This is a genomic window from Arthrobacter sp. T2-23 (genome assembly GCF_055398325.1).
Map to the genome: position 1 here is coordinate 2,197,424 of NZ_AP027917.1, position 26,215 is coordinate 2,223,638.

Consider the following 26,215-nt stretch of genomic DNA (forward strand, 5'->3'; position numbering starts at 1 on the left):
CGTTGCGGGCGGAGGCGGCGGGGCTACTGCCGGGCAATCCCCGCGACCACCGGAACCAGCTGCTCGCCCAGCAGCACGAGGCCCAGGGCCACCATGATGACCCCGCTGGCGAGCGTCACCCGCCGGGCTGCTCCGGGCCGGGAGTGCAGGAGCCTGCGGGCGAGCAGGGCCACGCAGCTGTAGATCACCGCCACCAGCAGCACGAAGGTGAGGCCCAGCAGGCCGGACTGCAGCGGCACCGGCAGTGCGGCGTCCGGGCTGACGAACTGCGGCACCAGGGCGACAAAGAAGAGCAACCCCTTCGGGTTGATGCCGCTGGTACCCATGCCCTGCAGGAAGATCCGGAACTGATTGGCGGTGGCGGGGGCGGTGCCCTGCGCGTTGGCCGGGGCCGCCGGACCGGTAACGGGCTGCGCACCGAAGCTGGCACTCCGCCACGACCGCACCGTGCCGGCGCCCAGCCACAGCAGGTAGGCCGCGCCCGCCACCGTGAGCCAGCCGAGGAGCCCGGGCATGCCGGTGATGACGGCGGCAAGCCCCGCGGTCAGGAGCGCTGTATGCACGACGTAGCCGCCGCACAGGCCCGCAACCGCCGGTACAAAGCTGCGCTCCCTCAACCCGGCCGCAATCGAGTAGGCCCAGTCCACGCCGGGGGTGCAGGCGAGGGCCACGGCGACGCCGATGAAGGCGAGGAAAAGCTGGGGATTCATGGCGGTCTCCTGAAGGTGCGGCTACAGAAACAAGCCTAGGAATTTACCGCCCATAAGTGTTTACTGATTTCGCTCAGTTCGCCGCGCCGAGGGTAAGGTTATTGCGTGATAGACCACGTCGACAGAAGTATTTTGCGCTACCTTCGCGAAGACGGGAGGATGACGGCGACCGCGCTCGCCGCGAAGGTCGGCCTCACCGTGGCGCCGTGCCACCGCAGGCTCCGGGAACTGGAGGCCAGGGGGGTCATCCGGGGTTACCGCGCCGACATCGACCCGGCCGCGGTGGGGCTTGGCTTCGAGGGGATTGTCTTTGTCACACTGCGGCAGGTGGACCGCGCCACGATGGAGATCTTCGAAAACCGCGTGGCCGAGAACCCCAACATTGTCGAGGCCCAGCGGCTCTTCGGCGAACCGGACTACCTGCTGAAGGTCATTGCAGAGGATCTGCCGGCGTACCAGCGCTTTTACGACGCCGAACTCACCTCGCTGCCCGGCGTCGAGCGGCTGACCTCCACCCTGGTCATGAAGAACCTGAAGTCGAACGCCGGGCCGCCGGTGTGACCCGGCGGGGTCTGATGCGGCAGTGTCTGATGCGGCAGGGTCTGGCCCGGCGGCTTAGCCGTCCAGCAGGGCTGTGGTCCGGTAGGGGATGACCTCGCGCAGGAACATGCTCGTGGAGGTCCGCACAATGCCGGGGCAGAGGCGGATTTCCTCGGAAACACGGTATAGGTCGTCCGGGCTCGTGGCCACCACCCGGATCAGCAGGTCGGTGTCGCCTGCGGGCGCGTGGCACTCCAGCACCTCCGGGATGTTCCGCAGTGCGGCGATCGCCTCATTCAGGTGGCTCTGGTCCAGCTCCGCACTGACCGCCGCCGCCACCCCGCGGCCCAGTGCGGCGGGAAGCACCCTGCTGCTGTTGGGCCGGAGCGCGCCCGACGCCGTCATCCGCTCCAGGCGGGACTGGACCGTCCCGCGGGCCAGGCCGAGCTTCTGGGCCAGGACCATGATGGGGACCCGCGGGTCCGCATCGAGGGCGAGGAGGATCCGCCGGTCCGTCGCGTCCAGCTGCTGCAATCTGACCACTTCCTGCCAATCATTCTGATGCGATCTGGTCAGTCTGACCAATAAGGACCATGTCTGTTGCACCAACTGTACGACGCCTGCTCAAATAGTGGCAACAAGGGATGCGGGCCACCGCCGGCACCCGAAGGCTACGGATCCCCCGGTACACCACCCGGACTCTGGATGAGGCCCCGCAAGGAGCCCGCCGCTGATTGACTCTTGTTCACGCATCGTCATTCCGCACACCCAAACGGCAAGAGCCCCTGAGCCCCCGACGTCGGATCTCCGAAGTCATCGGTGGCTGAGGGGCTCTTGTGTTGCTCCGCATAGGCTGGTGCCATGACAACAGCCGGTCGTTTCGCCCCCAGCCCCTCCGGCGAACTGCACGTGGGGAACCTTCGCACCGCGATCCTCGCCTGGCTTTTCGCCCGGTCCACCGGCCGCCGCTTCCTGATGCGGGTGGAGGACCTGGACCGCGCCCGGGCCGGCGCCGAGACGGAGCAGCTCCGCGACCTGGCGGCGATCGGCGTGAGCTGGGACGGCGACGTCGTCCGGCAGACCGACCGTGAACACCTCTACGCGGCGGCGATTGAGCGGCTGGCCGCTGCCGGGCTAACCTACGAATGCTTCTGCACCCGCCGCGAGATCCAGGAGGCGCCGTCCGCGCCGCACGCCCCGCAAGGGGCGTATCCGGGCACCTGCCGGAACCTTTCCGAGGCCGAGCGGGCCGGTAAGCGCGCTGTCAGGCCCGCGGCGGTCCGGCTCCGCGCGGCCGTCGCCGAGGCAACCGTGCGGGACGTGCTGCACGGCGGCTTCACCGGCGTCGTGGACGACTTTGTGCTCCGCCGCAACGACGGTGTCACTGCATATAACCTGGCGGTCGTGGTGGATGACGCAGCGCAGGGCATCGACCAGGTGGTGCGCGGCGATGACCTGCTTCCGTCCACCCCGCGGCAGGCCTACCTGGCCACCCTCTTAGATATTCCCGTTCCGGAATATGCCCACGTGCCGCTGGTGGTGAACGCCGACGGCGCCCGGCTGGCCAAACGCGACGGGGCGGTCACCCTCGCTGACCTCGCCGCCGCAGGGGTCCCCGTGGAGCGGGTGCGCGATGCGCTGCTGGCGTCGTTGGGCTTGCCCGCGGGGTCCCTGGACCACGCGCTGGCCGCATTCGACCCAGCCGCCCTGCCCCGGGAGCCGTGGGTGTGGCCGGGGATGGGCGGGCGCGGCGCGTAGGCTGGAAACATGTCAGAACCAGAGTTCCGTGAAGCGTCCTCCCCGAGGCCGGGTTTTACCGTCGAGACTGCCAAAGTCCTCGCCGAGGTGGCCCACAACCGGCAGAAGGACAAGCTCAAGCGGCCCTACCGCGAACACGTGATCGCCGTCGGCGATGCGCTGGCCGACTTCGATGACGACGTCCGGATTGCCGGCTACTTGCACGACATTGCGGAGGACACCCCGATGACGCGGCAGGCGCTGCTGGACATGGGCGTTTCCGAGCGGGCCGTGGACATCATCGAGCGGGTCACGAAGCGCCTCCACGAGAACCCGGATGACTACCAGGCCGGGATCCGCTACATCGCCGAGGACCACGACGCCACCCTGGTCAAGATCGCCGACAACGCGCACAACTCCCTGCCCGAACGGGTCCAGGCGCTGGCCGAGAAGTGGCCGGACAAGCCTCCGGTCACGCGCTACGCCGACGCCCGGCCTGTGCTCTACGCCGCGGTCCCGGTCGAGGAAACCCGCAAGATCCTGGCCCGGATCAATCCGTGGCTGCTGGAGGAGCTCGACGAGATGCTCGACGAGGCCGACGACACCGACTACGAGAACCTGTCCTACGACAGCACCACGTAGGGACAGCCCCGAGGGCTAGACGCGGCCCAGCAGGTCGATGTCCTCCAGGAAATCTTGCTGCACCTCGGCGCTGACGGTAGTCCGGGTGTCCGCGATCGCGTCGAGGTAGTCCTGCGTCACCGGCCCCTTCCGGACCGCCTCGCGGACCGACGCCGCACTCCCCGACGCCGCGCCGCCGTCGCTGTCCATTCCGTAAACTGCGCTCTCCAGCGCGCGCTGGGAGGCGCTGCGCGCCGCGTATTCGATGTCCGCGGGGGAGAAGCCCTCGGTGCGGTCCACCAGCAGCTCGACGTCGACGTCATCCACCACCGTCGCCGGGATGAAGCGCTGCCACATGGCTTCGCGGGCCAGCCGGTCCGGCAGGCCGATTGGAATGACGTAGTCGAAGCGCCCGTGGCGCAGGAACGCGGAGTCCAGGGCCCGGATAAAGTTGGTGGCGCAGACCAGCAGCCGGCCGGGCTGTTCGCGGAAGGCCGGGATGATCTTGAGCAGCTCGTTGGTGACGCCCTGCAGCGGCGACGGCGGATCCCCGGCACGCTGCGAGGCGATTTCCTCCACCTCGTCGATGAAGACGACGGCGTGTTCCAGCTCGGCGATCTCGAGGAAGGTCTCCCGCAGCGCGCCGGCCAGGCCCTTGGGGTCGGAGGCGAGCCGGGACGGGAAGACTTCTACGAACGGCCACTCCAGACGGGAGGCAATCGCTTTGGCAAAGGTGGTCTTGCCGGTGCCGGGCGGCCCGAACAGGACGACCGCGCGCGGCGGGACAACGCCGTACTCGTCGGCGAGGTCTGCCTCGGCCAGCGGCAGGACCAGCCGGCGTTCCAGCAGTTCCTTCTCGTTCCGCATGCCGGCGACGTTTTCCCAGAGGTCGCGGGCCAGGATCCGGCCGCCCAGCTGGCTCAGCGGTTCGAGCTCCTGGCGCTGCACCGGGATCTTCCGTTCGAAGTAGCGCAGGTTCTTCTTCAGCACGAAACCGCGGCTCAGGAAGGCCTCGACGCGGGTTTCGGATTCCGGCATCAGCGCAGAGAGCTTGTTCAGCCCGTGCGGGGCCATCCGGTTTTCGACGGCGGCCAGCAGCGAGGTGCCGATTCCGCGGCCGCGGAACTCGGGGAGCGTGGCCAGGAAGACGATCCAGCCCTGGTCGTGCGCGGCGCGGCCGACGGCGGCGCCCACCACCTGGTCACCCTGCACGGCCACGACGGCGTGGTCCTTCTCGCACGAGGCGAGGACCTCGGAGAGCGCGTAGACCGGCTCGACGTTCGTGGCCTTGAGGGACTCCCAGAGGTGCAGGATCCCGTCCAGGTCGGCCGAGTGGAAATCCCTGATTCGCCAGTTGGTCATGAGGTGTCTCCCGGGTGGTTCGTCGCTGAGCCAGGTGGAACTTCTTCCTCCGAGCTTAGGCGAACCGGACCCGGCGGCAGCGTTCCCGACCCCTCCGTTACGCCGGGTTCTATTCGACCCCGGAGTTCCCCGAAGGACGGTTGGCCACCAGCGGGTACGGCCCGGTGAAGCCGTCGCGGACGGCGGCGATTTCCAGGATCCGGTGCCTGCAGAGGCGCCAGCCGAGCGTCAGGAGCGGCACGATGATAACCAGGGACGCGATCGTCCAGGTGCCCACGGGCGAGTCGAAGGCCATCAGGACCAGGACCGCCAGCAGGAAGGCCAGCGTGATCCAGCCGGTGACTGGTGCGCCGGGCATCCGGAAGGAGGGCCGGAGCAGTTCACCTCGGGCCGCCAGCCGGGCAAGCTGCATCTGGCAGAGGACGATCATGGCCCAGGTGCTGATGATGCCCAGTGACGCGACGTTCAGGACGATCTCAAAGGCCTCGGCCGGGACGACGGCGTTCAGGATGACGCCCAGGACGGCCACCCCGGCTGTGAGGGCGATACCGCCGTAGGGGACGCCCGCCCTGTTCATCCGCGCGGCGAATTTCGGCGCGGAACCCGAGACGGACATGGACCGCATGATCCGGCCGGTGGAGTACAGGCCGGCGTTGAGCGAGGACAGCGCCGCGGTCAGCACCACGAGGTTCATGATGGCGTCCACGCCGTCGACGCCAATGGAGCCGAAGAACGTCACGAACGGGCTTTCGCCGGCCTTGTAGGAGCTGTAGGGCAGCAGCAACGAGAGCAGCACGAGGGAGCCGACGTAGAACACGGCGATGCGCACGATCACGGTGTTGATGGCCCGCGGCATGATCTTTTCCGGGTTTTCGGTCTCGCCCGCCGCGGTGCCGATCAGCTCGATCGAGGCGTAGGCGAACACGACGCCCTGCATCACCACGATGGCCGGCAGCAGGCCGTTGGGGAACAGCCCGCCGTGGTCCGCGATGAGGCTGAAGCCGACCTCCTGGCCGGCGACGGGCGTGCCGAAGACGACGAAGTAGATGCCGACGATCAGGAAGGACATGAGCGCCACTACCTTGATGAGCGCGAACCAGAACTCGAGTTCGCCGAACACCTTGACGCTGATGAGGTTCAGGCCAAGGACCAGGATCAGGGCGGCCAGGGCCCAGGTCCACTGCGGCACGTCAGCGATGGGCGCCCAGTACTTCTTGAAGAAGTTCATGTACAGCGCGACGGCGGTGATGTCCACGATCGCGGTCATGGCCCAGTTCAGCCAGTACAGCCAGCCGGTGACAAACGCGGCTTTCTCACCGAAGAATTCGCGGGCGTAGGAGACAAAGGACCCTGACGACGGCCTGTGCATCACGAGTTCGCCGAGGGCGCGCAGGATCATGAACGCGAAGAACCCGCAGAGGGCGTAGCTGATGATCAGGGCCGGCCCGGCGGTGGCGAGCCGGCCGCCGGCGCCCATGAACAGGCCGGTGCCGATGGCGCCGCCGATCGCGATCATCTGGACCTGCCGGGGTTTCAGGCCCTTGTGGTAACCCTGGTCTTCGGCATGGAGTGCGGCCTCGGAGGCGTGGGCATGCGCCGGAATGGTGTGGTCGGAGACTGCCTGCTGCCGGGTTGGCTGTTCCTGGACCGGCGGTTTTTGGGCGCGGTCAGTTTCTGGATAAGTCATGGGAATCCTTTGGGGTTCGGAGGTGCGCTACTTGCTCAGGTTGGCCAGGCGCTGCGGGCTGAGCAGTTCGGTGAGCTGCTCGGCGGTGAGCAGCCCGTGTTCGAGTACGAGTTCCGCGACTCCCTTGCCGGTGGCGAGGGCTTCCTGCGCGATGGCCGTAGCGGTCGCGTAGCCCAGCTGCGGATTGAGGGCCGTGACGAGGCCGATTGACTGCTCCACCGTGAGGCGGAGCCGTTCGGTGTTGGCGGTGATACCCCGGACACAGCGGGCCGTGAGGGTGCGGCACGCGGCTTCCAGATGCGAGATGCTCTTGTGGAGGCTGTGGACGATGATCGGTTCGAAGGCGTTGAGCTGGAGCTGGCCGGCTTCCGCGGCCATGGTGATGGTGACGTCGTTGCCGATGACCTCATAGGCCACCTGGCTGACCACTTCCGGGATGACCGGGTTGATTTTGCCGGGCATGATTGAGGAGCCGGACTGCACGGCCGGGAGGTTGATCTCGCCGAAGCCGGCGCGCGGGCCGGAGGAGAGAAGCCGGAGGTCATTGCAGATCTTGGAGAGTTTCACGGCCACCCGCTTGAGCACCCCGGAGAGGTGCACGAAGGCGCCGACATCCTGGGTGGCCTCGATCAGGTCCACCGCCGTGACCAGCGGCAGGCCGGTAATCTCGGCAAGGTGCCGGCAGGCAGCCTCGGCATAGCCGGCGGGGGCGTTCAGGCCGGTGCCGATCGCCGTGGCGCCAAGGTTGATTTCGTGGATCAGCAGCTTGGCTTCGGCCAGGCGGAGTCGGTCCTCGCCGATCGTGACGGCGTAGGTGCCGAACTCCTGCCCAAGCGTCATAGGTACGGCGTCCTGGAGCTGGGTGCGGCCCATCTTCACCACGTTGCGGAATTCGAGGGCTTTAGCCGCGAAGGCGTCTTCGAGCTCCGTGAGGGCCTCCAGCAGTTCCCGGGCGGCGAGGATCGTGCCGAGTTTGACCGCGGTGGGGTAGACGTCGTTCGTGGACTGGCTGAGGTTGACGTGGTCGTTGGGGTGCAGCCTCGCGTAGTCGCCCTTCGGGTGCCCGAGGATTTCCAGGGCCCGGTTGGCGATCACTTCGTTGGCGTTCATGTTCGAGGACGTCCCGGCCCCGCCCTGGATGACATCCACGACGAACTGCTCGCTGAGCTTGCCGTTTGTGACGTCGGCGCAGGCGTCCTCGATAGCCCGGGCGCGCTCCGCGTCGAGCAGCCCGAGTTCGTGGTTGGTGCGGGCGGCGGCCAGTTTGACGGCGGCAAGCCCGCGGACCAGATACATGTTGGAGGAGAGCGGCTGGCCGGTGATGGGGAAGTTCTCTACCGCGCGGAGGGTGTGGACACCCCAGTAGGCGTCGGCGGGAACGTCCCGGTCGCCCAGGAGGTCGTGTTCGGAGCGGAATTCTGCGCGTTCGTCGGGCGGGGTCATGACGGTCCTTAAAGGTCTTCGGGGGTGGTGGAGGTCTAGGAGGCGGCGAGGAAATCGGTGGCCTGCAGCAGCCCGACGGGACGGCCGCCGCCCAGCACGGCCGACGTGGCGAGGCCCGCCAGGGCTGAGGTGTCGACGTCGAGAGCCTCCAGGAGCCGGACGGTGACGGGCATCCGGGCGCGGTCTCCGCCGTCGGAGATCTTCACGGCGAGGGCGCGGCCGTCCGGAAGGCCCACCAGCTGGACGCCCTCGAAGCCGTCCTTCGCGAGCAGGCCGGGGACCAGGCGCATGAGGGCGGTGACATCCCGGTCCTCGCCCGCGACCATCGCGGGGTGGCGGCGCATCGCGTTGGCGACGGCGGCTTCCGCGCCGCCGTCGCTGGCGGCCAGCCTGCCGAAGGCGCGGGCCATGCCGGACAGGGTGAGGGCGAAGAGGGGGGTGCCGCAGCCGTCAGTGGTGGCGGCGCGGGGTTCCTCACCGGTCAAGTCCACGACGGTTCGGGCCACGAGTTGCTGCAGCGGGTGGGCCGGGTCGAGGTAACCCTGGACCGGCCAGCCGTTGATGACGCAGGTGGCGGCCATTGCGGCGTGCTTCCCGGAGCAGTTCTGGGTCAGTTGGGTAGCGGTTCCGCCGCCGCCGAGCCATTGCTCGCGCTCGGCGGTGCCATAGGGGAGGTCGGTGCTGTTCTGGAGGTCTTCGGGGGTCAGTCCGTGCAGGTCCAGAATGCGCAGCGCGCCGTCGCGGTGGGCGGCGGCTCCGGAGTGGCTGGCGGCCGCCAGGGCGAGGAGTTCCCCGGGGAGGTCGAGGCCGGCTCGGACCATGGCTACGGACTGCAGTGGCTTGAGGGCGGAGCGGGGGTAGAACGCGGCGAGGGGGTCGCCGGCGCTCAGGAGGGTCCGTCCGTCCGCCGCGGTGGCGATGGCCGAGCCGTAGTGGACGCTCTCAACCAGGCCGTCGCGGGTCTGGACCGCGAGCGGGGCGTGCTCCGGGAGCCGCGCGGGGGCGGGCGGTGTCGGAATGCGGGCGAGGGCTGGAGAAATCATTGCGTCCTTTGGCGGTGGTGTTGTTCGTGGCCTGCGGGGCCGCCGGGCAGGTTCGTTCCGGCGGCTTTCCGGCGTCAGGAACCGGGGCGGGGGTCCAGGATCGAGGCGAGGGCGACGCCGACGGCATGCAGGTGCTGGCTCATCGCGATGCGCGCCGTGGCGGCGTCGCCTGCCTCGATGGCGGCCAGGATGCGCCCGTGCTCCTCATCGGAGGCGTGCTGGCGGTCCGCGACCATGTTCAGGGTCTCGGACTGATGCGCCAGGGCCTCCCGGATTTCCGCGACAACGTTCTCGAAGACCTTGTTCCGGCTGGCCTTGGCGATCAGGGCATGGAAATTCGAGTCCAGGCCCACCCACACTTCGGGGTCGTCCTCGGCGGTCATTGCGGCGAGGACGTCCCGGAGGGTGTCCAGTTCCTCCGGCGACCGGCGTTCGGCAGCGAGCCCGGCGGCCGGAACCTCAATGTGGGGCCGGGCCTCGGTGAGGTCGAGCGCCGAGTACTGGCCGAGGACCAGGTCTTTCGCCACGTGGTCGGCGACCACGAAGGTACCCCGGCCCGTCTTCGTGATGGTCAGTCCCAGCGCGGTGCAGGACCGCAAAGCCTCGCGGACCACCGAGCGACTCACCCCGTACTGCTGGGCAAGCGTGGCTTCGGAGCTCAGTTTGGCGCCGATGCCCAGCTTGCCGGATTCAATTTCGGAGCGGAGGACATTGAAGACCGCCTCGGCCGCGCTGAGGCGGGCGAGGGGTTGTCCTGCTGTCCGGCTGTCTGACAGGTTCACCCCTCAAATATGGCAGGGGTCACATTGGGGTGTCAACTAGCGTTACGCCCCCGCGGGGCCGAACGGACACTTCGGGCCCACAAAGCGACCCGGTGTCGGGGGCCTGAAGTGTCCGTTCGGCCTCATGACCCGGGCTTAGAGCGCGGCCATCAGGTCTTTCATTTCCTTGATCTCGCCTGTCTGGGAAGCCGAGATGTCCTTGGCCAGCGTGACCGCTTCCGGGTTCTTGCCGCTGCGGACCTCCGCGTTGGCCATCTCCACGGCACCTTCGTGGTGCGAGATCATCTGGGTGAGGAACAGCTTTGCGGCTTCGGTGCCGTTGGCGGCGTCGAGCTTCTTGAGGTCATCTTCGCCCACCATGCCGGACATTACGTGGCCGCCCGGCATCTGGGTGGATTCCTTCCAGCCCTGGAGCCAGCCGGTCATCCGCTCGATTTCGGGACCCTGGGCAGCTTTGATCCGGCCCGCCAGGGCGGTCACCTTGGCGTCGATGCCCTGCTTCCTGAGCATCATCTCGCTCATCTCGAGGGCCTGGGCGTGGTGCGGGATCATCCCCTGGGCGAACATGGTGTCCGTGGGGTTGTGGTCCGCCGCTGCGGGCACGGTGCTGGCGCCGGTGGTGCTGTGGTCCATGCCGGGCATGCTGCTGCCGGAGTTGGTCCCGGCCGAGCAGCCGGCCAGGGCGATGACGGCAGCCAGGGCGGTGGCGGAAATTGTCAGTGCTTTGTTCACGATGGATCTGTCCTTTGAGGGAATCCGGCGTGCGCCGGTGTCGGGACGATGCGCGGCGCATGGTGCGCGCAACGGTGGGCATGGGTGCCGGCGAAGCGCGGCACGGATTCCCTTTACGTCCGGCTGATGGACAGCTCGTTGGGCGTGGGCGTCGCCGGAAGATAGGAATATGTGCTGGCCGGACCCGCTGCCGTCGTGGTCCTCGGCTGGACCGCGAGCAGTGTGGTCCCGGGCGGGGGAGCGCTGAGGGTAGCGCCCGAAGGGGCCGGCGTGCAGGAAGCGTGCGCCGTCTGCTGTTCGCCGCAGGATCCGCCGCACCCGCACGACGGCGGCGCCGAGGTTTCGTTGTGGACCGCCGGGTGGGAGTGGTCGGTTGCGGAAGGGGTGGCGGAGGCGTGTGCGCCGTGCGCTCCGACAAGGACGTGCATGCCCAGAAGCCCGGCAAGCACGGCCAGGACCAAAGCCAGCAGGCCGAAGCGGCGGAGGCCCGCTACCGGAACAAGTCTCGGTACTGCGATCACGCCGGTCCTCCTCTCGAGCTGATATCCCGCATTTCAGGCTACCCGGGTTCAACGATGCTCCCGTGGATTCTGTTCCGGCGCACTGACGCCCGTCCGCCGGAAGTTGGTCGGGAGCCACGGATGTGACATTATCTGCGTATGAATGCGGATATGCAGATTGAGGTCGACAGCCCCCACGTGGAACTGGCCGTCGAAGTTTTCGCCATGCTGGCCGACGCCACGCGCGTCCGACTGATCCTCGCCCTGGGGGACGGTGAGCTGCCGGTCAACGCCTTGGCAGAGCGCGTAGGGAAGCCGGCCTCGGCCGTCTCGCAGCATCTCGCCAAGATGCGGCTGGGCGGCATGGTCGCTACCCGTCAGGAGGGCACCAAGGTGTTTTACCGGCTGCAGAACGACCACGCCCGCCAGCTGGTCATGGATGCCGTGCACCAGGCGGAGCACGCGCTCGGCACGGCCCCGAGGCACGGAGCATGAGCGGGCCCGGCAACGCAGTGGGCGAGCACAGCCACGGCGAGTACGGACATGACCATTCGCATGGCGAGCACGGCCACGACCACGACCACAGCCACGACCACTCGCACGGCGAACACGGCGAGCACGGCCACACCCACCCGACGGGGTTGAAGGGTCTGCTGCACGGGCTCTTCGTCCCGCACTCGCATGACGCCGCGGACTCCATCGACGCGGCGCTCGAATCGAGCGCCCAGGGGATCCGCGCCGTGAAGGTCTCGCTGCTGGGCCTCGGCGCCACCTCGCTCTTCCAGTTGGCGATCGTGCTGGTCAGCGGCTCCGTGGCGCTGCTGGCCGACACCGTGCACAACTTCTCCGACGCACTGACCGCCGTGCCGCTGTGGATCGCGTTCCTGCTGGGCCGGCGTAAACCGACGCGTACCTACCCGTACGGCTTCGGCCGCGCGGAAGACCTGGCCGGACTCTTCATCGTCGCCATGATCACACTCTCCGCGATCGTTGCCGCCGTCGAATCCATCCGCCGCTTCTTCGAACCGCAGCCCGTGCACAACCTCGGCTGGGTCCTCGCGGCCGGCCTCGTCGGCTTCGCGGGGAATGAGCTGGTCGCGGTCTACCGGATCCGCGTCGGCCGGCGGATTGGTTCGGCGGCCCTGGTCGCCGACGGCATCCATGCCCGGACCGACGGCTTTACCTCCCTCGCCGTCGTCGCCGGTGTCATCGGCGTCTGGCTCGGCTTCCCGTTGGCGGACCCGATCGTGGGGCTGCTGATTTCGGTGGCGATCATGGTGCTGTTGTGGGGCACCGTGCGCGACGTCGGGCGGCGGCTCATGGACGGCGTCGAACCCCACCTGACGGATGCCCTGGCCGCCGTCGTCCGGGAGCGTTCGCCGTTGGGCGGGACGTCACGGCTGCGCTGGTCCGGCCACCGCCTGCACGCAGAGATCACCGTCCCCATCGGCCGCGACGCCCGGCTGGCCGATCTCGCCGCGGCGGCTGCGCACCTGGAGGACGGCGCCCGGAAGGCATTGCCGCACCTCGGCACGGTGACGGTGGTGCCTTCTGTAACGGCGTCCCCCGCGTCAGATCCCGAGTGAGGCGAGGCTCTGCCGGAGCGTCTCGGAGGAGTGATGCAGCGAGGCCCGTTCGCCTTCGTCCATAGGAGTCTCCAGCACCGCACGCACGCCGCCGTGGCCCACAATGCTGGGCAGCGACAGGGCCACACCCTCGATCCCGTACTGCCCGCCCAGGACCGTGGACACCGGAAGCACCGCGTTCTCGGAGCGCAGCAGCGCCTCGACGATCCGGGCCCCGGAGAGCCCGATCGCGTAATTCGTGGCGCCCTTGCCGGCGATCACCTTGTACGCGGCCTGGGTGACCTCGCGGGCGGTCTCGCTGAGGTAGCCGGACGTGAAGATGCGCTCGCCGTCGACGTTCCAGTCCCGGATCGGCACCGGGCCGATGGTCGCGCCGGACCAGACCGGGAACTCGGTGTCGCCGTGCTCGCCCACCATGCTTGCGTGGACGCTGCTCACCGACACCCCCGCGCGGTGGGCCAGCAACCAGCGCAGCCGCGAAGTGTCCAGCACGGTGCCGGAGGAGAAAATCCGCGACGTCGGCAGGCCGGTGATCTTTTGCGCGGCCACGGTCAGCACGTCGCACGGGTTGGTGACCAGCACGTAGACCGCGTCCGGGGCGTGTTCCAGAAGCTGCGGCATGAGCCGTTCGAGGATGCGGACGTTGGTGCCGGCCAGGTCCAGACGGGTTTGGCCGGCGGACTGTTTGGCGCCGGCGGTGATGACGACGACGTCGGCGCCATCTGTGACGCTGATATCCGCGCCGCCGTTGACGGTGGCCGCCGCCGCGGTGAACTGGGTGCCGTGGGCCAGGTCCAGGACTTCAGCCTCCGCCTTGGCCGCATTGACGTCGTAGAGGGCGACGTGGCTGGCCGAACCGCGGATCAGGGCGGCGTAGGCCAGGGAGGTGCCGACGCTGCCGGCGCCGACGACGGCGAGCTTGGAACCGGAATGTACGGACATGAGCGACTCCATCCTGATCGGTCGGCCCCGTGCGCTCAGCCGGCGGGCGGTGCGACGGTGCCGGCCGTTTCGCCGCCGTCGATGACGAATTCGGCGCCGGTGATAAAGGAGGATTCGTCGCCGGCCAGGTATACGGCGAGGTCCGCGACCTCGGTGGGTTGGCCGATCCGGTGCAGCGGTACGTGGCCGGTGTCGAAGGTCATGCCTTCGGTCATGGGGGTCTGAATGACGCCGGGGTGCACGGAGTTGACGCGGATACCGTCCCGTCCGAGGTCCAGTGCAGCGCTTTTGGTCAGACCCCGCACACCGAACTTGGAGGCCGTATACCCGGAGAGGCCTTCATAGCCGCGCAGCCCCGCGATCGAGGAGACATTGATGATGGAGGCGGAGCCCGCCTTGGCCAGCGCAGGCGCTGCGGTCTTGATGCCGTTGAAGACGCCGGTGAGGTTCACATCGATGATCCGGGCCCACTCTGCGTGCGGGTACGCGTCGATCCGGCCGAAATTCACCATGCCGGCATTGTTGACCAGGATGCTCAGGCCGCCAAACGCGGTGACCGCCTCGTTGACGGCGGCGTCCCAACCCGCCGGCTGGGTGACGTCCAAGTGCACATAACGGGCGCCGTCGCCGAGTTCCGCGAGCAGCCGGGCGCCGTCGTCATCCAGGACGTCGCCGACGACGGCCTTCGCGCCCTCGGCTACGAAGCGCCGCGCGATTGCTGCGCCGATACCGCGGGCGCCGCCGCTGATCAGTGCGACTTTGCCGTCCAACCGTCCCATGGTGGTGCCCCTTCCGCGCTGGTACCGGCCGTGATCCGGGCGGCTCTCCCAGCTTGGCCGCGGAAGGCGGGGTTGTGCAGGGCCGTTGGGCCCAAGCGCGACGTCGGCGGGCGGCGGGCCGACGTCGTGAGGTCGCTAGAGGTGCTGGATGCCGGCCCGCTGCATCGCGTCCTTGTAGACGGCGACGTTCTTGGCCAGGAGCTCCTCTTGCTTGGCCGGGGAGACGGCGAAGGCGCGGCCGCCGAGGGCGGTGGCCTTGTAGATCTTCACGCCGCGGTTCTTCAGCGAGGAGTGGTAGGTCTTTTCGAAGAGCGTCAGGAAAGCGTGGGCGTCGGCGCCGTGCGCGATGATCGCCGAGGTGCGCTTGTTGATCTTCATAAACTGGCGGAAGGGGCGCAGCCCGTCGGTCTTTTCCTGGACATTCAAGGCCGACGGCAATTCCGGATCGCGGACCCAAGGGTAGGCGTTCCACGGCATCACGTAGCGCGGGTCCAGTTCGACGGCTTCGTAGATGGAAGTGGCGCGGCGGGCGGCCTCGTCCTCGTTGAAGTGCGAGACGAACCCTGATTCGCAGCCCTTTCCGGGCGCGGTATGGAGGCTGACGATCCGGCACTCGTCCTCATCATGGACGGGGTCGATGTAGGGAACCACGGATCCCGGCTTCTTCTCCATCAGTTCGTCGCAAAGTTGGGTCACGGCCGCGATGTTCGGTTCCTGCAGCAGGGTCTTCTTTTCGTCCCAGTCAATCGTCACGATTTCTCCCTCAGCACTCGGCGTCCAGAATCAGGCGTCTTGTTCCACTCTACGCTTCTGTTTCGGGGCGCGTTCCCGGGCGTCGCGGAAGAGGCGCTGGCCCCCTAGTCACGGCTCCGGGGACGGGCGTACGCTTAAAGCGCCTGCAGGTAACCACTTGATTAAGCCGGGCTGTTCAGGACATGAAAATGTCCGAGCCGTCTCATAGCGAGATCGCGAAGGTACCTGCAGGTCCCGTGTTTAAGGCGGGGTGCAGGGTCGTGTTGCCAGCCACTGCTCCCACTTCCCTTGCTGCGGGCAATGGGGTGCGCTCTCTTTGGCCGATCGCTTTTTGGCCGACCGCGGCGCCCCCATTGCCGTGCAGCGTTAAATCGATCACGCACGCACTTGCCCTTGCATTGTATTGGGGAGGGCCGACGTTGGTTGGTCACATGGAGTCGACGCCGTCGCGTCTACCTGAGTCAGCGACCGGCAGGGTGGTAACCTGCTGCCTTTGGGACGTGCGGACAGACGTGGGGGCAGTGGACACAATGACAACGATCATGACGGGCTACGAGCAGCAGGCGTGGGAAAAGCTCATCGCCGACGAGCGCTCACGTCGCGGAAGTTGGCGGTCACGTGGGGCAGAGACGGCGGCAAAGGCAGTGGAGGCCGCAGGGGACGCGGTGAAGAAAATCCCTGGCGCCGAGCGGGTGACCGAGGTCGTGGATGACAGCATCAAGGTTGCGCTGAACGGAGCGGCAAAGGCGATCTTCATGCCGGCCGTTGCGTCGGTCTCGATTGAGCGGCGAACCAAGGCCCTCCGCAAGAGACACCCGCAGATCGGCCAGGCTTCCCCTTTCGAAGTGCTGGATCTCAGAGACCTTGATAGGGGCAGGCCCAAGCAACTCCTCCCGTTCATCGGCATGATTGAGTCGGCTGCCGCATCTTTGGCCATCACCGGCGTCGAGGTGTCCACGACCGTGACTGGTGGGGCGACCGCTGGGGCGGTAATCCTTGCGATCGCCGCAGATGTCAGCGCGTCGCTGGCGCTTTTGGGCCGCGCGGTCGCTGAAGTCGCGGTTCACTATGGCTACGACCCGAACGAACCCGACGAGGAAATCTTCCTCATGGGAGTGTTGTCCTACAGTACGGCCGCAAGCCTGGAGGGCAAGACTGCCGCCCTCTCTGCGCTTTCGCGGTTGAGCCAGCAAATGATGCGGCAGGCTACGTGGAAGCAACTCGAAAAGGATGTCCTGGTCAAGATTATCCAGACGGTGTTCGCGAAAATCGGTGTCACCCTCACGCATAAGCGGCTAGCGCAGGCGGTACCTGTCGCTGGTGGACTGGTCTCCGCTGGCCTGAGCTACGACATGCTGCACCGCGCACTGAGGGACGCGACCCGTGTTTACCGGGTCCGGTACCTCGCTGAGAAGCACGGGTTGTCATTCGATGACTGGGTCGAGCGGACGATGGCAAACGAGGCGGCGGATCCTGTTCAGGACGACGCTACTGACGAGGAACCGATCGACGTTGAAGCTATAGTGCAGGCCGCTATGGAAGAGCAGGATCGCCTCCCCCTATAGCGGCAGCCGGTTCTTCATTGTGGATCACGGCCGAATCGACTGTGCCAGAAGTTCGCCTGCAAACGGGAGGCCGAGATTCTTACCCCGCCGTGGCCGGCGGAAACCGTTGTCGGAGGTCGCCAATAGGTTGAGTAGGAAGCTCCTAGACAATCATTAGCGGGCAAAAGTTGGGGGAACAAATGAACGCAGGATTCGCAGTCGTCGACGTTGAAACAACCGGTCTCTTTCCTGGCAGTCACCGCATTGCCGAGATCGCCGTCGTGCACGTCGAACCGGACGGCACCATCACTAACCGCTGGGAGACACTCGTCAATCCCGAGAGGGACTTGGGGCCGCAACACATCCACGGCATTCGGGCCGCGGACATCCTGAACGCCCCGGTCTTTGATGACATCGCCCACGATGTGATGGAGCTGCTGTCAGGCAGGGTTCTGGTTGCCCACAACGTCCACTTCGATTACCGCTTCGTTACCCATGAACTGGGGCGGACGGGACTGGCTCTGCCGTTCGAGGTCCATGATTGCCTGTGCACGATGAAGCTGGCACGGCGTTACCTGCCAGGCGCGGGACGGTCGCTGAAGGACTGCTTTGACAGTTTCGGTGTGAGTCTCGACAAGGCTCACTGCGCCGGCGACGACGCTGAAGCCGCTGCCCATGTGCTGAGCAACTACCTCCGCATGGATTCCGAAAACCCCGAATGGTTCAGCGCTCTCGACCGCGCCTACTTCGCATCATGGCCAACAGTCACGCCGAAGCGCTTGCCGCCCGTCCTTCGCCGTTCAGCCGAAGAGCCGCAGCCGCATTTTCTGGAGCGCCTGGTCAACCGGCTGCCTGAAATGGCTGGCCCCGACGTGCACAGTGCCTACTTGGCCATGCTCGACCGAGCGCTCATGGACCGGCAAATCTCAGCATCCGAGGGGAACAGCCTCGTGGCACTGGCCGACGAGCTCGGAATTAGTCGTAGCTCCGCGGAACAACTTCACGTCGACTACATGGTCGCGATGCTTGTCGCAGCCTGGGAAGACGGGGTCATCACGCCGGAGGAGGAAGCTGACCTTCGGATTGTTGCCGCCCTCTTGGACATTGATCAAGAATCGATTACCCAATCTCTCACCGCTCCGATCACCGTCCGCGGCAGCGACACCGGGGCGGTCCGGCAGGCACTGGTCTTGGCTCCGGGCGACAAGATTGTACTCACGGGAGACATGTCGCGGGACCGAGCCGACATTGAAACAGCCCTCCGCTCCGCCGGCTTCGTCCCGCATCCTGCGGTGACCAAGGCGGTCAGACTGCTGGTCGCTGCCGACCCGGACAGCCTTTCCGGCAAGGCCAAGAAGGCAAGGAGCTATGGCATCCCCGTCGTTGGCGAACCCTATCTCGATAAGCTGCTGCAGAACTGACGCCATGTACTTCGATAAGGAAGGGCTCGCCGCGGAGGGATTTACCGGCTTCCAGTCGTTCGCGGAGCTCGCGGTGGGTGAGTTACCGCAGGATCCCGGCATCTACGCTGTGCTGATGCCGGAGTGCTTCGCGCCACGGTTTCTCGTGACAAGCGCAGGCGGCCACTTCAAGGGGAAAGATCCTTCTGTGGCTGGGGACGCCCTGTCCGCTAAATGGGTTGCCGGGGCCGAGGTCCTCTACATCGGCAAGGCCGGCGCCGGGAAGACCGCCAAGCGCGGACTTCGAAAGAGGATCCAGGAATTTGCCGACTTCGGCCGAGGCATTCCGGTGGGCCATTGGGGCGGGAGGTTGCTGTGGCAGCTCGAAGATTCGCAGGCCCTGCTGATCGCGTGGAAGGTGCTGCCCCCAGAGTTCGTTGACGCAACGGAAGCGCGCTATCACGCAGACTTCCGGACTCTGCATGGCCAGCTTCCGTTCGCCAACCTCGTCCAGGCACGCATCTCGGCCACATAGGTTCAAGGGCTACGCCGCAGCCCTGGCAGTCCCGAGCCTCAGCATCTCAGTGTCTTGACGATTTGCCGGATCTCGCGGCGGTGGCGGGGTGCCGCCAGCAATCCCGTTCCCGGCAGAGGTGGGGCGGTGGAGTGGTAGGTGTGGCCGGTTGGCGTTGTGAGTTGGAGGGTGTGTCGGGGGCCGGGGCGGGGTTGGGCGTTCCAGCCGGGGGTTTCTTTGGTGTGGTTGCACGCTTCGCAGAGTCCGGCGGCGTTGCCGAGGCTGGTGGTGCCGCCGTTGTGCCAGGGGATGATGTGGTCCAGGTGGCGGATGGGGGCGTCGCAGTACGGGGTGCGGCAGGTGTCGTCGCGGGCCTGGATGAACCGGCGGTGTCCGGGCGGGAAGAGCCGGGCGCGGGAGTCCATGGCGACGAGTTCGCCGGTGGCGGGGGCGGTGTAGAGCCGGCGGAGCCAGGTGGCGAAGGCTTGCTGGCCGGTAGCGCCGGTAGCGGTGTTGTTGCCGGCGTCGTGAAGCAGGGATCGCGCCCACCCGGCGGGGACGATGCCGTAGCCGGGGAGTCGGGCGGGTTCGCTGTCGCCTTGGAGGAGGGCCCGGTCGGTCATGATCAGCTGGATTTCGATGCCGGTGATCCCGCCGGCGTTGCCGGTGGTGCGTTCGACGAGGGCGTCGGCCATCAGCTGGCCGCGGGAGCGGGGATCGCCGTCGGCGCGGGGAGCGTCCGCGGCCCGTGTCAGGGCGGCGTGCACGGCAACACCCTGGGCGACGGGGAGCAGGGCGGTCAGGTAGCACATGGTGTCCGGTGCGGGGCGGAGGCTGACGTGGCGTTCGGTCTCGGCGTGGGCGGCGCGGTCGGTGGCGGAGCGGGGGTCGCGACGGTAGGCGGCGGCACGGGCTGCGGCGATGATGGCCCGGTCGCCGGCGCCTTCGAAGGCTCCGGTGTCGGGGGCGAGTTCCTCGTCCACGGCGGCCCGGTCGGCTGCGGGCAGGCAGGCGGTTTCGCGGACCAGGAGGGTGGCGCGCCATTCGTTGAGCTGGCCGGTTTCGAGGGCGGCGAGGGTGTGTGGCATTTCGGTGACGAGGGCCTTGGCGAGGCCGAGGAGCCGGCCGCCCTTGGCGGGGGATTCGCGCCGTGCGAGGGCGATCTGAGCCCCGACGCCGGCCCCCAGCTGGTCGGCCGGCAGGCCGGCGGCGGCTTGGTCGCGGCGCTGGAGCAAATCGAACGTGACGGACAAGCGGGCTTGGCGGGCGGCCAGGGCTGACTTTAGGTCCTCCAGCTTGCGTGTTTCGTCGATGAGCGCCGCGGCACTGGCCGGGGCCGGGATTCCGGCCAGGATCCGCGCAAGGTCCGCGACCGTCACGCTTTCCGTCAGAGCCACGTCGGGCCCTTGCTTGCCGTCCATGGAACCCAGTCAACCAGGCACCTGTGACAATTAACTGCGGCCGATAAGTGCGGCCGCTAAACGCGCCTCCGCAAGCCTCGAGGGGACGCCGTCGCCCGAACCAAGGAACCTATGCCGACCAACAGACAGTCATTGAAGAAGGACGGCTTCACCGGTTTTCGGCCGATCGAGGCGCTGGACATCAACCGGATCCCGCAGAAGCCCGGCATCTTCGCGGTGCTGCTGCCCGAGATCCCCGGACACAGCAGCCCCAAGCCCCAGTTCCTCGCCAAAAGCACGGCGGGCATCTTCAAGAAGAAGGACCCCACGCTGAAGGCGGACGCGCTGGCCGCCGAATGGGTCGACGGCGCCGACGTCCTCTACGTGGGCAAGGCCGGCCCGGGGAGCAAGGGCAACCGCGGGCTGCGCCGGCAGATCCAGGAGTTCGTCGACTTCGGCCGGGGCAAGCCGCCGGGCCACTGGGACGGGCGGCTGGTCTGGCAGCTTGCCGCTACCAACAAGCTGGTCATCGCGTGGAAAGAGCTGCCCGTGGAGCAGTTGGCCGCGGCCGAGGCCGGCTACCACGCCGCGTTCGTCGAGGAGTTCGGCAGGCTGCCGTTCGCCAACCTGGTCCAGGCCCGGGTGAAGGGCGCCTAGCCACCGCGGTCAGTCAGAAGCCCCGGTGCGTGAACCGCCCGGCCACGAGCGTTGCGCCCACCGGCATCGCGGCAAACTCGGCGTCGGAGGCGGCCAATGGGTCGGCGTCGAGCACGACGACGTCGGCCGGGTCGCCGACGCTGATCCGGCGCCGTCCGCGCGAGGAGGCCGCCAGTGCCTCCAGCCGGGTCAGGGCCTGCTCCGGATGCCACGGTTCGCGGCCGTCCTGCCGGGCGCGGGTGGTGGCGGCGGACATGGCGGTCCACGGTTCGAGCGGTGCAACCGGTGCGTCGGAGCCCAGCGCCAGCGTGGCCCCGGCGTCGAGCAGGGAACGGAGCGGGAACGCCCGTTCCGTCCGGCCGGCCCAGTTGGAGTCCGCGGCGTCGCGGTCATCGAGCGCGTGGGCGGGCTGCACGCTGGCAGTGATGCCCAGTTCGCCGAACCGCGCGAAGTCCTGCCGCCGGACAAACTGGGCATGCTCAATCCGGCCCCGGATCCCGGCCGCCGCGAAGGCATTCAGCGCCACCTCGTTGGCGCCGTCGCCGATCGCATGCACCGCCGGGACGAACCCGGATACGCGTGCCTTGACCAGGAGGTCCTGCAGGTCCGCCTCGCTGACCGTGAGCAGGCCGCGGCCGCCGTGCGGGTACGGGTCCACGCAGTACGCCGTGCGGGTGTTGAGGGAACCGTCGATCAGCACCTTCAACGGGCCTACCCGCAGGAGTCCTCCGCCCTCCGGAACCAACTGGCCGGTCCGCATCCCCTCGCCAATCGCGCGGTCCAGGTCCTGCGGGTAGACCCCGGCGTCCACCCGGAGGGAATCAAAGCCGGCCCCGATCCGCCGGAGCCAGGTGTCCCGGTTCCAGACCATCTCGAAGTCGACAATCCCCACAATTCCGCGGGCCGCGGCCGCCCTGCCGGCGTCGCGGACCATGGCATCGACCACCTCGTCGGGCAGGCGCCCCAGTTCCCGGGTCAGTTCAAAGGCCGGCTCCTCGCGCAGCAGCCCGTCCGCATCCACGCCCACGTGGTAGCGGGCCGCCGCGGCACTGTTGAGCCAGATGCAGTGCAGATCGTGGCTGATCAGCGCCGTGGGGACGCCCGCGGTCGCGCCGTCGAGCAGTTCAAGACTCGGCGCGTCCGCCCAAACGGCATCCCGGAACCCGACCCCCACCAGCGTCCGTCCGCCGGCCGGATCGCCACCGGATTGGGCCGTGGTGGAAGCCTCAAGACGGGAACGCACGACGGCGACCGCCTCCCGGGCCGAGGACGCGCCGGACAGATCGATCCGGCCGGCTGCCAGGGCCCACTGGGTCATGTGGACATGCTCATCCCACAGCCCCGGGATCACGTAGCGCCCGTCGAGATCAACCACCCGTGAACCCTCCGCAGACGCTGCCGGCGAACCCGACGGCACAATCTGCGCAACCATGCCGTCTGTAATGAAAATGTCACAAAGTGTCTTTTCGCCCGGCTGCCGGACCGAAGCGAGAACAAGGGCTGGCCGGGAGGCGTGGGAGGCAGGATTCGGCATAGGGACAAGGCTAGGGGCGCATCCGGGCGGTAGCAATTCGCACAACATGGGCCACTGCGTCCCCACGATTCCCATCCCTTCGGCACTCACCCGACGCAAGGGACTTTCGCCCCCTTGCCCGAGGCCGGCGGTGCGGTCATTCTGGAGTTGGGGCGGTTCCTGCACGGCAATTGGGGGATGAACCGCTCGATAGGAAGTATCGGTCTCTCGCTAGGACCTGGGGTGAGGAAATGGCAATTGCACTTTCCGGCTTGGGCAGGAAAGGCAGGAGACCGGCCATGATGTGTATCAAATTCCGAATCGAATTAGACCGTCCAACAACCGCAGCAGCCCCTGGCATCCGGAGCTCTGAGGCGTGATGAGTCCCTTGCACCACCTCAATCATGCCAGCCGGGCCCGCGCCTACCACGCGCACCCATCCCACGGTGATCCGCGGATCAAGGTTGTCATCCGTATCGACAGCGCGGAGGAGTCCGCGCGAGTGGAAGTGCGCGGCGTCGTAACGACCGCCAACATCCGCGCCCTTTACGTCGTCTGCCGCCGCGTGACCTCTAAACTCGCGGGCTACGAGATCGTCGTGGACCTGGCCCATGCCCGGGTTACAGACGCGGCCTTTGAGGAACTCCGCGAGCATGCGCGCCAGTCCATTGTCTCCTCCGGCATCGACACCTCTGTCACCCCGTGCCGCCTGCGGATCGTCGATCCGCCGGTCATCCTCAGAACCAAGGAGCTTGCGTGAAGGCCCTCGTGTACGGCGGCCCGGGAGAGAAATCCTGGACGGACGTTCCTGATCCGGTCATCCAGAACCCATCGGATGTGATCGTCAAGGTGGACACCACCACCATCTGCGGAACGGACCTCCACATCCTCAAAGGCGATGTGCCCGCGGTGACCAAGGGCCGGATCCTCGGGCATGAGGGCGTAGGCACCATCACCGAGACTGGGTCCTCGGTGACCGGACTCAAAGTGGGGGACAGGGTCATCATTTCCTGCATCAAATCGTGCGGGCATTGCGCCAACTGCAAGACCGGCCTCTACTCGCACTGCATGGGCGAGGAGGGCAAATCCGGGACCGGCTGGGTATTTGGACACCTGATCGATGGAACGCAGGCCGAATACGTCCGTGTCCCGTACGCCGAAAACTCGCTGCACCTGCTGCCGGCGGGAGTGAGCGATGAGCAGGCCGTGATGCTCTCTGACATCCTGCCCACCGGGTTTGAGATCGGCGTGCAGTACGGCCGGGTCAAGCCCGGGGACACCGTGGCCGTGATCGGCGCCGGCCCGGTCGGTCTTGCCGCGATCGCTACCGCGGGACTCTACGGAGCGGCCACCATCATCGCGGTCGACCTGGATGCGAACCGGCTGGAAAAGTCCCGCGAGTTCGGCGCCACCGACGTCGTGCTCTCCGGTGACGCCGACTGGAAGGACCAGGTTCTGGCCCTGACTGACGGCCAGGGGGTGGATGTGGCCATCGAGGCTGTCGGCATCCCGGCGACCTTCAGCATGTGCACGGACATCGTGCGGCCGGGCGGCAATGTGGCCAACGTAGGGGTGCATGGCAAGCCCGTGGAGCTGCACGTGGAAGATCTCTGGATCCAGAACATCAACATCAGCATGGGCCTGGTCAATGCCAACACCACCCCGATGTTGCTGAAACTCGTGGCCCAAAAGAAGCTTCCGGCCGAGAAATTCGCCACCCACCACTTCACCTTCGACCAGTTTCTGGACGCCTATGACACTTTTGCCCGTGCCGCGGAAACGAAAGCCTTGAAAGTGGTGATCACGGCATGAAGGCCCATGTCGTCTACGACTCAGCGTTCGGCAATACCAAGTCTGTGGCGGAGGCCGTCGCCGGTTCGCTCGGCGAACTCGACGCCACCCCTGTTGCGGTCAGCGACTTCCGGCCCGACGACCTGGCCGCCGGCGACCTGCTGGTCCTTGGCAGCCCCATCAATGGCTGGCGTCCGACGCCGAAGATCACCGAACTGCTCTCGAACCTCGGCGGCGGTCATCTCAAGGGGGTCAAAGCGGCCGCTTTCGACACCCGCGTCCGGATGTTCATCCACGGCGACGCGGCCAAGAAGATGGCACACGCGCTCCGGGACAACGGCGCCGATATCATTTCCGAGCCAATGCCGTTCTACGTCCAAGGCAGCGAGGGGCCGTTGCGTCCCGGCGAAATCGAGAAGGCGGAACGATGGGGCAAGTCACTGCTGGAGGCGTTGGACCGGCCATGAAACCGGGCCGGATTGTCTTGCTGGTGCTCGGCACGCTTTTCGCGTTGCTGGGCCTGGGACTCCTGGCCGGGGCCGGCTTCACCGGCTGGGCCAACTATCAACAGCGCGACGGCGGCTACTTCACCACGCCGTCGGAGCGCTACACGGCGGACTCCTACGCACTGACCTCGCCGCGGCTGGACATCATGACCGATGCCCGGCCCGGAATCGACCCGGCCGTGATCCCTGGCAGCGTGATGCTTCGCGGCTCCACGGCCGACTCAGCGCGGCAAATCTTCATCGGCATCGCGCCGCAGGCGGATGTGGCAAAGTACCTGACCGACGTCAGGCACTCCGAGCTCACCGAGGTCCGCTTCTCGCCCTTCCGGGCCGAATACCGGGACGTGTCCGGCACTAAACCGCCGGCCCGGCCGGCCGACCAAACGTTTTGGGCCGCCTCCGCCACCGGCGCCGGCAGCCAGGAACTGAAGTGGGACCTGCGCCCCGGGAACTGGGCCGTAGTGATCATGAATGCCGACGCGAGCAGCCCGGTGTCCGTGGATCTTCGCGGGGGCGCGCGCTCGGACCTGCTCTGGCCGGTTTTCCTCGGACTGCTGATCGGCGGCATTGTGCTCCTGGCCGTCGGCGTCCCGCTGATTGTGGCCGGTGCGGCCGGGCTGGGACGCGGCGGCCCGCCACAGGGACCCGGGCAGCAGCCGCACCCCGGGGCTCCCTACGCGTCGGCGGCCTCCACGGGGCAGCCGTACAGCGGGGCCTCCCCGCCGGCGGCCGGCTACGTCTATCCGGCGCGCCTCAGCGGCTATCTGGACCCGCACCTGTCCCGTTGGCTGTGGCTGGTCAAGTGGTTCCTTGCGATCCCGCACTACATCGTGCTGTTCTTCCTGTGGTTCGCCTTCGTCGTCACGACGATCGTGGCCGGGTTCGCCATCCTCTTTACCGGCCGCTACCCGCGCTCGCTGTTCAACTTCAACGTGGGTGTGATCCGCTGGAGCTGGCGGGTGGCCTTCTATTCCTACGCGGCGATCGGTACGGACCAGTATCCGCCGTTTACGCTCGCCCGCACCGGATACCCCGCGGACTTCGACGTCGACTATCCGGAGAAGCTCTCACACGGACTGGTGCTGGTGAAGTCCTGGCTGCTGGCCATTCCGCACCTGCTGATCGTTGGGGTGCTGACGGGGACTACGCGCGTCTGGGGCGGCCGGGAGGGTTATTGGGACGACGGACGGTGGATCCAGCAGAACGCCGGCATCTCGCTGATCGGGCTTCTGGTGCTTATCGCTGGCGTCATCCTGCTGTTCACCGGCCAGTACTGGCGCGGCCTCTTTGACCTGCTGATGGGCCTGAACCGCTGGATCTACCGGGTCATCACCTACGTGGCCCTGATGCGGGATGAATACCCGCCCTTCCACCTGGACATGGGCTCCACTGACCCGGGTGACCCGCAGCCGCTGGCGCCCGCCGGACCTCCGGCTCCCCCCACCTACGGTCAAGCGGGCCCCGCCGCCGGCCCGCCCCAGCAAGGCCAAGCGGCTCAGCCCCCGGGTTTCTACGGCATCGGCGGTCCCTCCGCGTCAGTTCCACCGGAGGTGCATGAGGGCCGCGGCGGTCCGGACAGTCCGCGGCCGCCCGGACCCGGGAACGGGCCCGGATCCGGCCCGCCGCCAGATCCTCAGCCAGGATCCGGGGCCCTGCCGCGCCCCTGACCCGGC

The 26,215-nt window shown here is 67.4% G+C and carries 27 protein-coding genes; 13 read left to right on the top strand and 14 right to left on the bottom strand.

Features of this window, described 5'->3' with window-relative positions:
* Window positions 1-23: 23 nt before the first annotated feature.
* Complete coding sequence (locus ACZ5Z0_RS10200) at window positions 24-710, bottom strand: LysE family translocator (RefSeq protein ID WP_464108317.1); 687 nt, start codon at window positions 708-710, stop codon at window positions 24-26.
* 105 nt (window positions 711-815) lie between these two features.
* Between ACZ5Z0_RS10200 and ACZ5Z0_RS10205 the strand changes: the two genes are divergently transcribed.
* Complete coding sequence (locus ACZ5Z0_RS10205; protein WP_464108318.1) at window positions 816-1,271, top strand: Lrp/AsnC family transcriptional regulator; 456 nt, start codon at window positions 816-818, stop codon at window positions 1,269-1,271.
* Between the two features lie 54 nt (window positions 1,272-1,325).
* On the opposite strand, the gene ACZ5Z0_RS10210 is transcribed toward ACZ5Z0_RS10205, so the two are convergent.
* On the bottom strand, window positions 1,326-1,784 hold the full coding sequence (locus tag ACZ5Z0_RS10210; protein WP_464110765.1) for an Lrp/AsnC family transcriptional regulator: 459 nt from the start codon (window positions 1,782-1,784) through the stop codon (window positions 1,326-1,328).
* Window positions 1,785-2,111: 327 nt separating this feature from the next.
* On the opposite strand from ACZ5Z0_RS10210, the gene gluQRS reads away from it, so the two are divergent.
* Window positions 2,112-3,008 (top strand): tRNA glutamyl-Q(34) synthetase GluQRS, encoded by an 897-nt coding sequence (gene gluQRS / locus ACZ5Z0_RS10215; protein WP_464108319.1) that lies wholly within the window; start codon window positions 2,112-2,114, stop codon window positions 3,006-3,008.
* A 9-nt stretch (window positions 3,009-3,017) separates the two neighbouring features.
* Window positions 3,018-3,629: an HD domain-containing protein gene (locus tag ACZ5Z0_RS10220; protein WP_464108320.1), complete on the top strand. Its 612-nt coding sequence runs from the start codon at window positions 3,018-3,020 to the stop codon at window positions 3,627-3,629.
* Window positions 3,630-3,644: 15 nt separating this feature from the next.
* On the opposite strand, the gene ACZ5Z0_RS10225 is transcribed toward ACZ5Z0_RS10220, so the two are convergent.
* The 7 genes from ACZ5Z0_RS10225 to ACZ5Z0_RS10255 all read right to left on the bottom strand — a co-directional run bounded on the left by ACZ5Z0_RS10225 (window position 3,645) and on the right by ACZ5Z0_RS10255 (window position 11,178).
* The gene (locus ACZ5Z0_RS10225; protein ID WP_464108321.1) at window positions 3,645-4,970 is read right to left on the bottom strand and encodes an ATP-binding protein; all 1,326 of its coding nucleotides are present in this window, start codon (window positions 4,968-4,970) and stop codon (window positions 3,645-3,647) included.
* Window positions 4,971-5,079: 109 nt separating this feature from the next.
* Entirely contained in the window at window positions 5,080-6,657 is a 1,578-nt protein-coding gene (locus tag ACZ5Z0_RS10230) for an amino acid permease (RefSeq protein ID WP_464108322.1), read from the bottom strand.
* Between the two features lie 27 nt (window positions 6,658-6,684).
* A complete protein-coding gene (locus ACZ5Z0_RS10235; RefSeq protein ID WP_464108323.1) occupies window positions 6,685-8,100 on the bottom strand; it encodes an aspartate ammonia-lyase in 1,416 nt (471 codons plus the stop codon).
* 35 nt (window positions 8,101-8,135) lie between these two features.
* Complete coding sequence (locus ACZ5Z0_RS10240) at window positions 8,136-9,143, bottom strand: asparaginase (RefSeq protein ID WP_464108324.1); 1,008 nt, start codon at window positions 9,141-9,143, stop codon at window positions 8,136-8,138.
* Between the two features lie 74 nt (window positions 9,144-9,217).
* Window positions 9,218-9,925, bottom strand: a complete 708-nt coding sequence (locus ACZ5Z0_RS10245) for a FadR/GntR family transcriptional regulator (RefSeq protein WP_464108325.1) — start codon at window positions 9,923-9,925, stop codon at window positions 9,218-9,220.
* Between the two features lie 135 nt (window positions 9,926-10,060).
* Entirely contained in the window at window positions 10,061-10,657 is a 597-nt protein-coding gene (locus ACZ5Z0_RS10250) for a DUF305 domain-containing protein (RefSeq protein WP_464108326.1), read from the bottom strand.
* A gap of 113 nt (window positions 10,658-10,770) precedes the next feature.
* Entirely contained in the window at window positions 10,771-11,178 is a 408-nt protein-coding gene (locus ACZ5Z0_RS10255) for a DUF6153 family protein (RefSeq protein ID WP_464108327.1), read from the bottom strand.
* A gap of 138 nt (window positions 11,179-11,316) precedes the next feature.
* Between ACZ5Z0_RS10255 and ACZ5Z0_RS10260 the strand changes: the two genes are divergently transcribed.
* Window positions 11,317-11,652: an ArsR/SmtB family transcription factor gene (locus ACZ5Z0_RS10260; protein ID WP_464108328.1), complete on the top strand. Its 336-nt coding sequence runs from the start codon at window positions 11,317-11,319 to the stop codon at window positions 11,650-11,652.
* The gene (locus ACZ5Z0_RS10265) at window positions 11,649-12,743 is read left to right on the top strand and encodes a cation diffusion facilitator family transporter (RefSeq protein WP_464108329.1); all 1,095 of its coding nucleotides are present in this window, start codon (window positions 11,649-11,651) and stop codon (window positions 12,741-12,743) included. Before ACZ5Z0_RS10260 ends, ACZ5Z0_RS10265 begins: the two co-directional genes overlap by 4 nt.
* Here ACZ5Z0_RS10265 and ACZ5Z0_RS10270 read toward each other — a convergent pair.
* From ACZ5Z0_RS10270 to ACZ5Z0_RS10280, 3 genes are all read right to left on the bottom strand, one after another.
* Complete coding sequence (locus ACZ5Z0_RS10270; RefSeq protein ID WP_464108330.1) at window positions 12,729-13,685, bottom strand: L-lactate dehydrogenase; 957 nt, start codon at window positions 13,683-13,685, stop codon at window positions 12,729-12,731. The two genes, ACZ5Z0_RS10265 and ACZ5Z0_RS10270, sit on opposite strands and share 15 nt — an antisense overlap.
* A 35-nt stretch (window positions 13,686-13,720) precedes the next feature.
* Entirely contained in the window at window positions 13,721-14,464 is a 744-nt protein-coding gene (locus ACZ5Z0_RS10275; RefSeq protein WP_464108331.1) for a glucose 1-dehydrogenase, read from the bottom strand.
* Between the two features lie 135 nt (window positions 14,465-14,599).
* Window positions 14,600-15,217 carry a uracil-DNA glycosylase family protein gene (locus ACZ5Z0_RS10280; protein WP_138768029.1) on the bottom strand — a complete coding sequence of 206 codons (618 nt, stop codon included), beginning with the start codon at window positions 15,215-15,217 and terminating at the stop codon, window positions 14,600-14,602.
* Window positions 15,218-15,648: 431 nt separating this feature from the next.
* Between ACZ5Z0_RS10280 and ACZ5Z0_RS10285 the strand changes: the two genes are divergently transcribed.
* The 3 genes from ACZ5Z0_RS10285 (at window position 15,649) to ACZ5Z0_RS10295 (ending at window position 18,696) form a co-directional block, all read left to right on the top strand.
* Window positions 15,649-16,782 carry an EcsC family protein gene (locus ACZ5Z0_RS10285; RefSeq protein WP_464108332.1) on the top strand — a complete coding sequence of 378 codons (1,134 nt, stop codon included), beginning with the start codon at window positions 15,649-15,651 and terminating at the stop codon, window positions 16,780-16,782.
* A 179-nt stretch (window positions 16,783-16,961) separates the two neighbouring features.
* On the top strand, window positions 16,962-18,182 hold the full coding sequence (locus ACZ5Z0_RS10290) for an exonuclease domain-containing protein (protein WP_464108333.1): 1,221 nt from the start codon (window positions 16,962-16,964) through the stop codon (window positions 18,180-18,182).
* 4 nt (window positions 18,183-18,186) lie between these two features.
* On the top strand, window positions 18,187-18,696 hold the full coding sequence (locus ACZ5Z0_RS10295; protein WP_464108334.1) for a hypothetical protein: 510 nt from the start codon (window positions 18,187-18,189) through the stop codon (window positions 18,694-18,696).
* A gap of 38 nt (window positions 18,697-18,734) precedes the next feature.
* Here the strand turns inward: ACZ5Z0_RS10295 and ACZ5Z0_RS10300 are convergent, their stop codons facing one another.
* The gene (locus ACZ5Z0_RS10300) at window positions 18,735-20,096 is read right to left on the bottom strand and encodes an HNH endonuclease (protein ID WP_464108335.1); all 1,362 of its coding nucleotides are present in this window, start codon (window positions 20,094-20,096) and stop codon (window positions 18,735-18,737) included.
* 111 nt (window positions 20,097-20,207) lie between these two features.
* Here ACZ5Z0_RS10300 and ACZ5Z0_RS10305 point away from each other — a divergent pair, with 111 nt between their 5' ends.
* A complete protein-coding gene (locus ACZ5Z0_RS10305) occupies window positions 20,208-20,732 on the top strand; it encodes a hypothetical protein (RefSeq protein WP_464108336.1) in 525 nt (174 codons plus the stop codon).
* 13 nt (window positions 20,733-20,745) lie between these two features.
* Here ACZ5Z0_RS10305 and ACZ5Z0_RS10310 read toward each other — a convergent pair whose 3' ends face one another.
* Window positions 20,746-22,266, bottom strand: a complete 1,521-nt coding sequence (locus ACZ5Z0_RS10310) for an amidohydrolase (protein WP_464108337.1) — start codon at window positions 22,264-22,266, stop codon at window positions 20,746-20,748.
* A 358-nt stretch (window positions 22,267-22,624) separates the two neighbouring features.
* Between ACZ5Z0_RS10310 and ACZ5Z0_RS10315 the strand changes: the two genes are divergently transcribed.
* Genes ACZ5Z0_RS10315 through ACZ5Z0_RS10330 form a run of 4 tightly spaced genes read left to right on the top strand, consistent with a single transcriptional unit; the run spans window position 22,625 to window position 26,209 of the window.
* A complete protein-coding gene (locus ACZ5Z0_RS10315; protein ID WP_464108338.1) occupies window positions 22,625-23,005 on the top strand; it encodes a hypothetical protein in 381 nt (126 codons plus the stop codon).
* On the top strand, window positions 23,002-24,057 hold the full coding sequence (locus tag ACZ5Z0_RS10320) for a zinc-dependent alcohol dehydrogenase family protein (protein WP_464108339.1): 1,056 nt from the start codon (window positions 23,002-23,004) through the stop codon (window positions 24,055-24,057). Before ACZ5Z0_RS10315 ends, ACZ5Z0_RS10320 begins: the two co-directional genes overlap by 4 nt.
* Entirely contained in the window at window positions 24,054-24,503 is a 450-nt protein-coding gene (locus ACZ5Z0_RS10325) for a flavodoxin family protein (RefSeq protein WP_464108340.1), read from the top strand. Before ACZ5Z0_RS10320 ends, ACZ5Z0_RS10325 begins: the two co-directional genes overlap by 4 nt.
* Window positions 24,500-26,209 (top strand): DUF4389 domain-containing protein, encoded by a 1,710-nt coding sequence (locus tag ACZ5Z0_RS10330; RefSeq protein ID WP_464108341.1) that lies wholly within the window; start codon window positions 24,500-24,502, stop codon window positions 26,207-26,209. Before ACZ5Z0_RS10325 ends, ACZ5Z0_RS10330 begins: the two co-directional genes overlap by 4 nt.
* The last annotated feature ends 6 nt before the right edge of the window (window positions 26,210-26,215 follow it).

Excerpts from the sequence above, each read along its gene's own strand:
- ACZ5Z0_RS10300 (WP_464108335.1), bottom strand. The coding sequence starts at position 20,096 with ATGGACGGCAAGCAAGGGCCCGACGTGGCTCTGACGGAAAGCGTGACG.
- ACZ5Z0_RS10290 (WP_464108333.1), top strand. The coding sequence starts at position 16,962 with ATGAACGCAGGATTCGCAGTCGTCGACGTTGAAACAACCGGTCTCTTT.
- ACZ5Z0_RS10315 (WP_464108338.1), top strand. The coding sequence starts at position 22,625 with ATGAGTCCCTTGCACCACCTCAATCATGCCAGCCGGGCCCGCGCCTAC.
- ACZ5Z0_RS10270 (WP_464108330.1), bottom strand. The coding sequence starts at position 13,685 with ATGTCCGTACATTCCGGTTCCAAGCTCGCCGTCGTCGGCGCCGGCAGC.
- gluQRS (WP_464108319.1), top strand. The coding sequence starts at position 2,112 with ATGACAACAGCCGGTCGTTTCGCCCCCAGCCCCTCCGGCGAACTGCAC.
- ACZ5Z0_RS10295 (WP_464108334.1), top strand. The coding sequence starts at position 18,187 with ATGTACTTCGATAAGGAAGGGCTCGCCGCGGAGGGATTTACCGGCTTC.
- ACZ5Z0_RS10240 (WP_464108324.1), bottom strand. The coding sequence starts at position 9,143 with ATGATTTCTCCAGCCCTCGCCCGCATTCCGACACCGCCCGCCCCCGCG.
- ACZ5Z0_RS10230 (WP_464108322.1), bottom strand. The coding sequence starts at position 6,657 with ATGACTTATCCAGAAACTGACCGCGCCCAAAAACCGCCGGTCCAGGAA.
- ACZ5Z0_RS10200 (WP_464108317.1), bottom strand. The coding sequence starts at position 710 with ATGAATCCCCAGCTTTTCCTCGCCTTCATCGGCGTCGCCGTGGCCCTC.
- ACZ5Z0_RS10235 (WP_464108323.1), bottom strand. The coding sequence starts at position 8,100 with ATGACCCCGCCCGACGAACGCGCAGAATTCCGCTCCGAACACGACCTC.
- ACZ5Z0_RS10325 (WP_464108340.1), top strand. The coding sequence starts at position 24,054 with ATGAAGGCCCATGTCGTCTACGACTCAGCGTTCGGCAATACCAAGTCT.
- ACZ5Z0_RS10285 (WP_464108332.1), top strand. The coding sequence starts at position 15,649 with ATGGAGTCGACGCCGTCGCGTCTACCTGAGTCAGCGACCGGCAGGGTG.
- ACZ5Z0_RS10305 (WP_464108336.1), top strand. The coding sequence starts at position 20,208 with ATGCCGACCAACAGACAGTCATTGAAGAAGGACGGCTTCACCGGTTTT.
- ACZ5Z0_RS10310 (WP_464108337.1), bottom strand. The coding sequence starts at position 22,266 with ATGCCGAATCCTGCCTCCCACGCCTCCCGGCCAGCCCTTGTTCTCGCT.
- ACZ5Z0_RS10265 (WP_464108329.1), top strand. The coding sequence starts at position 11,649 with ATGAGCGGGCCCGGCAACGCAGTGGGCGAGCACAGCCACGGCGAGTAC.
- ACZ5Z0_RS10260 (WP_464108328.1), top strand. The coding sequence starts at position 11,317 with ATGAATGCGGATATGCAGATTGAGGTCGACAGCCCCCACGTGGAACTG.
- ACZ5Z0_RS10330 (WP_464108341.1), top strand. The coding sequence starts at position 24,500 with ATGAAACCGGGCCGGATTGTCTTGCTGGTGCTCGGCACGCTTTTCGCG.
- ACZ5Z0_RS10225 (WP_464108321.1), bottom strand. The coding sequence starts at position 4,970 with ATGACCAACTGGCGAATCAGGGATTTCCACTCGGCCGACCTGGACGGG.
- ACZ5Z0_RS10275 (WP_464108331.1), bottom strand. The coding sequence starts at position 14,464 with ATGGGACGGTTGGACGGCAAAGTCGCACTGATCAGCGGCGGCGCCCGC.
- ACZ5Z0_RS10220 (WP_464108320.1), top strand. The coding sequence starts at position 3,018 with ATGTCAGAACCAGAGTTCCGTGAAGCGTCCTCCCCGAGGCCGGGTTTT.